We start from the raw sequence: 4,587 nt of genomic DNA, 5'->3' as shown, positions 1-4,587 counted from the left end.
TCGCTGCGGCGCCTCACCTCCCGCCAGGCGCCGGGCCGGAACCAGGCGGCGTGCTCGAAGGCGAAGGCGCGAGAGCGCCCCAGCGCCAGCCCCTGCAGCACGTCCGCGGCCTCGATCAGGAGCGCGCCGCTCCCACAGAACGGGTCGACCACGACGTCCGGGCCGGCGCCGCCGACGCGCGCCGTCCCCTCGAGCACCATGGCGGCGGCGAGCGTCTCGCGGACGGGCGCCGCGTGCACGTGACGCCGCACCCCGCGACGGTAGAGGTGCTCGCCGCTCGTGTCGAGGCTGACGGTGCAGCGGTCGTCGACGAGGTGCACGTGGAAGGTGAGGGGGGCCCCGGGCGTGAGCTTGGGGTAGAGGCCGTGCGGCCTGAGCTCGCGCGACACGGCGCTGGCGACCGTGGCCGCGACGGCGTCGCCAGCCTGCAGGCGCGAGTTGCGCGAGGTGACGTGGAGCGCGTAACCGGTGGCGAAGCCGAGCTGCGTGAGCCACGGGACGCCGCGGGCGCGGTCGTAGAGCATCTCGGGGGTGGCGGCGGGGAAGGTGCCGAGCCGGAGCAGCACGCGGCTCGCCGTGCGCAGTTCGAGGTTGGCGCGCATGATGCCCACGTGGTCGAGCCTGAGGCCGACGCCGCCCCGCCCCACCTGCAGCGCCGCGCGGCCCGGCGCGAGGCCGCCGGCGAGCAGCTCGCCCACGAGCGTCTCCTCGAGCCCGGGGGCCACCTGCACGTAGCAGTCGAAGGGGCCGGCGAGGAGCCAACGCTTCACGCGCCGCTCGAGGGCCGCGGCGCTGAGCCGGGTGGGGGGAGCGGGCTCGGGCATCTGGTGGCACTGTCTCACGGGCGAGCCCGTCCGCGCAACGGCGCGCGCGGGCCCGGCGCGCCTCAGACGAGCTTGCCGCGCAGCCAGGACGACACGAAGTCGATGACGTTCACGACGATGACGATGGCGATGATGGCGATGATCATCTGGTCGTACTTGCCTGACGCCATCTTGTCCTGGATGAAGAAGCCGATGCCGCCGGCGCCCACCAGGCCGAGCACGATGGAGACGCGGAAGTTGATCTCGAAGCGGTAGAGCGTCCAGCCGAGGAACAGGGGCGACACCTGCGGCACGATGGCCCACCTCACGACGTTGCTGCCCGACGCTCCCACGGCCTCGAGCGCCTCGATGGCGCCCTTGTCGACGTTCTCGATCGATTCGGAGTAGAGCTTCCCGAGGTCGGCGATGGAGTGGATGGCCATCGCGAGCACGCCCGCCAGGGGGCCGAGGCCGACGGTGGCCACGAAGATGAGCGCGAGGATGAGCGTGTCGACGCCGCGGTCGAGGTTGAAGAAGCCACGCGTCAACACGAAGACCGTGCGCATCAGGGCGTTGCCGGCGGTCAGGTTGCGTGCGGCGAGGAAGCTGAGCGGCACGGCGAACAGGGCCCCGAGGAAGGTGCCGACCAGCGCGATCTCGAGCGTGATCAGCATCTGGCTGGCGACCTCTTGGAGGGGGTAGATGCCGAACTGCCCGAAGGACGGGTCGGCGAGGAGCGGCGGCCAGGAACGGTCGAGGAAGTTGACGAGGAACGGCCAGCCCTCCACCAGCTTGCGGATCCCGAACTCGGTGGAGGCGAACGCCGGCGCGAGGACCACGAGCGCGGCCGCGTAGAGGGCGCCGCCGGCCAGGTCGCCGCGCCCGTGGAGCCGCGGGCGCCAGGCCAGCATCCCGCCGCTACCCACCATGAGGCCGCACAGCAGGAAGCCGACCCCCACGCCGTAGCCGCCCTCGGCGGGGCGGAGCATGCGGTAACCCGCCTTGGCGGCCGCCTCGGGTAGCCGCTCGGTGGCCAGGCCGGCCGTCGTCTCGATGGGCGGCAGCGGCTTGAGCCCGATCTTCTGCCGTTGGGAGTTGGTGACGTCGAGGTTGGCGTTGTGCTGCTCGACGATGTCCTGCTGCTCGGCCGGGGTGGTGGCGGTCACGAGCCGGTAGTAGCCGACGGCGTTGGGGAACAGCCGGTGACCGGTGGGGGAGAGCAGCAGGGTGGCCGTCAAGCCGGCCACCACGATCCCGAGGCCGAGGAGGGGCCAGCGCAACCGCGCCGAGCCGCGGCCGGTGAGCGCGATGACGACCAGCAGCGCGAGCGCCGTGAAGACCTCCATCAGGCCGTGCAGGGGCCTGAGCGCCACCAGCGCCGGCAGTTCGGCGCGCCAGGCGAGCATGACGCCGACGCTGGCCGCGCCCAGGCCGACGGCGACCAGGCCCCCGAGCCGGGGGTTGGCGAACGGGACGAAGAGCGCGGCCAGGCCCGCCACCAGCACGACCGCCAGCAGCGGGTAGATGGGGGTGAGGGCGAGCAGCGTGGGACGGATGGTGTCGCGGCTGACGAAACCGACGGTGGTCGAGAACGGGAAGGCGAGGTACGCCACGATCAGCGCGACTCCGGCCGCGACGACGAGGCGGCGCATCGAGGCGCGCGCCAGCCCGAGCAGCACCGCCGCGGCGACGCCCGCGACGAGGGCGCCCCACATCAGAGCGCCTCCAACGAGCCGGCGTAGATGCGCGTCTCGAGTTGGTCGTCGAGGCTCGTGACGGGCCCGTCGAAGACGAGCGCGCCCTTGTTGAAGGCGAGGACGCGCTTGGCGTAGCGCTTGGCGAGGTCCAGCACGTGGATGTTGACCAGGACGGTCACGCCCTTGGCCTCGTTGTAGTCGCGCAGGATGCCTAGGATCACGTCGGAGAGGCGCGGGTCGAGGCTCGCCATCGGCTCGTCCGCCAGGATGAGCTGCGGCTCCTGGGCCATGGCCCGCGCGATGGCGACGCGCTGCTGCTGGCCGCCGGAGAGCTGGTCCACGCGGGCGTCCTCCTTGCCGGCGAGCCCGACCGACCTGATGGCCGCCAGGGCCAGCTCCCGGTCGTGGTCGGTGTAGAGGCCGAGCAGGCCCCGCCACGTCGGGTGGTAACCGAGGCGCCCACTGAGGACGTTGTCGAGCACGCTAAGGCGCTGGACCAGGTTGAACTGCTGGAAGATGAAGCCGACGGTCCTACGGTAGTGCTGCAGCTGGCGGCCGCGGAGACCGGCGACATCGCGGTCGCCCACCCGGATGGCGCCCTCGCTCGGGTCGACGAGGCGGTTCAGGCAGCGCAGGAACGTCGACTTGCCGGCGCCGGATAGGCCGATGACGGCCACGAAATCGCCGTCGGGGACGGTGACGTTCACCCCGGCGAGGGCCCGCGTGCCGTCCGGGAAGACCTTGCTCAGGTTCGAGACCTCGATCATCGTGGCCCAGGCGTGCAGGTGCCGGGTGCCGCGCCGGGGCGCGGCACCCGGTGGCCCGCCCCGTCAGTCCTTGTCGAGGCCGAGGATGCGCCTGGTGTCGCGCACCACGGCGTAGTCGGCGCTGTCTGCCGGGATCATGTAGTCGATGCGGTAGAGGTCTACGAGGAGGTTGTTCTCGGGCGCCTTGATGGTGGCTATGGCCGCGGCGACCTGGTAGGTGAGGGCCGGGTGCTCGTCGGCGAACTTCCGCGACACGCTGAAGGTGTCGCCGGGGATGGGGCGTGAGTAGAAGATGGCGGTGAGCTGGCTGGCCTGGTCGGGGTCGAGGAACTGGGTCCAGGCGCCGGAGACGTTCTGGTCGTCGTTGGCGAAGGTGGCGGCGGCGTCGACGGAGCCGTTGAGGACGGCAAGCACCGCGGCGTCGTGGCCGCCCGCGAAGACCTGCTTGCTGAAGAACTCGTCGGGGTTGATGCCGGCCGTTATCAGCTCCGCGCGCGGGAAGGTGTAACCCGCGGCCGAGTTGGGGTCGATCCAGGCGATCGACTTGCCCTCGAGGTCGCCCAGGCTGGTGATGCCGCTGTCCTTGCGCACGATGATGGCCGACCAGTAGTAGGGGTTGCCGTTGCGCACGGACTTGAGGAGGACCATGGCGTCGACCTCGCGGTTCGCCACCACGAAGCCGTCGGGCGGGAAGAACGCGAAGTCGAGGTTGCCCGAGCCCATGGCCTCGATCAGGCCGCGGTAGTCGGTGGGGATGAAGACCTTGACCTCGACCGCGCCGCCCAACTGCGACTCGACGTAGCTGGCGATGCCGTTGGCCGCGGTGGTGACGAGGTCGGAGTTCTGAGTGGGGTTGAAGCCGATGCTGATGGTGATCGGCGCTTGCGCCGCGCCGAGCGACAGCAGCGCCGCCGACATGGCCACGAGCATGAACCTCAGGGACTGCCTCATGGATCGCCTCCGTGGAACTTCAGAGTGGGGTCTGGGAGACCTTGCCCGCCGACTCTAGCACGCGTGCCACGCCGTTCCGCCGCGTGTGTGCCCCCGCGGCATGCGCCCCGGGGCGCATGCCGCGGGTTTGCGGTTGACGGCTTCGCCGGTCGTCCGTAAGCTGGTGTACCGGCTCGGCGATACACTCAGGCGGGCGCGACGCCCGGCGCTCTGGAGCGAGCCGACGACCGGCGTGGGCCACCCCCACCCATGGAGGCCAGGCATGACCAGTCAGCTCGCGAAGCGGTTCATCTCGACGGCGGCGGCACTGCTCCTCTTGCCCGCGCTCCTGCTGGGCGCCGCCCAAGGGGCGCCCCAGGGCGCGCCGCA

General features: G+C 71.5%; 4 protein-coding genes. All 4 read right to left on the bottom strand.

The window, feature by feature from the left end; genetic code table 11:
* Positions 1-824, bottom strand: an 824-nt coding sequence (locus H3C53_09780) for a hypothetical protein (GenBank protein MBW7916953.1), incomplete at its 3' end; no start/stop codon positions are given.
* A 62-nt stretch (positions 825-886) separates the two neighbouring features.
* Positions 887-2,518 carry a phosphonate ABC transporter, permease protein PhnE gene (gene phnE / locus H3C53_09775; protein MBW7916952.1) on the bottom strand — a complete coding sequence of 544 codons (1,632 nt, stop codon included), beginning with the start codon at positions 2,516-2,518 and terminating at the stop codon, positions 887-889.
* Positions 2,518-3,267, bottom strand: coding sequence for a phosphonate ABC transporter ATP-binding protein (phnC, locus tag H3C53_09770; GenBank protein ID MBW7916951.1), 750 nt, complete (start codon positions 3,265-3,267; stop codon positions 2,518-2,520). Before phnC ends, phnE begins: the two co-directional genes overlap by 1 nt.
* Before the next feature lie 63 nt (positions 3,268-3,330).
* Positions 3,331-4,218 carry a phosphate/phosphite/phosphonate ABC transporter substrate-binding protein gene (locus H3C53_09765; GenBank protein ID MBW7916950.1) on the bottom strand — a complete coding sequence of 296 codons (888 nt, stop codon included), beginning with the start codon at positions 4,216-4,218 and terminating at the stop codon, positions 3,331-3,333.
* Positions 4,219-4,587: the final 369 nt, after the last annotated feature.

The organism is Trueperaceae bacterium (assembly GCA_019454765.1).
Taxonomy (GTDB): domain Bacteria; phylum Deinococcota; class Deinococci; order Deinococcales; family Trueperaceae; genus JAAYYF01.
This window is presented reverse-complemented; position numbering and strand designations above follow the sequence as displayed.

Excerpts from the sequence above, each read along its gene's own strand:
- phnE (MBW7916952.1), bottom strand. The coding sequence starts at position 2,518 with ATGTGGGGCGCCCTCGTCGCGGGCGTCGCCGCGGCGGTGCTGCTCGGG.
- phnC (MBW7916951.1), bottom strand. The coding sequence starts at position 3,267 with ATGATCGAGGTCTCGAACCTGAGCAAGGTCTTCCCGGACGGCACGCGG.
- H3C53_09765 (MBW7916950.1), bottom strand. The coding sequence starts at position 4,218 with ATGAGGCAGTCCCTGAGGTTCATGCTCGTGGCCATGTCGGCGGCGCTG.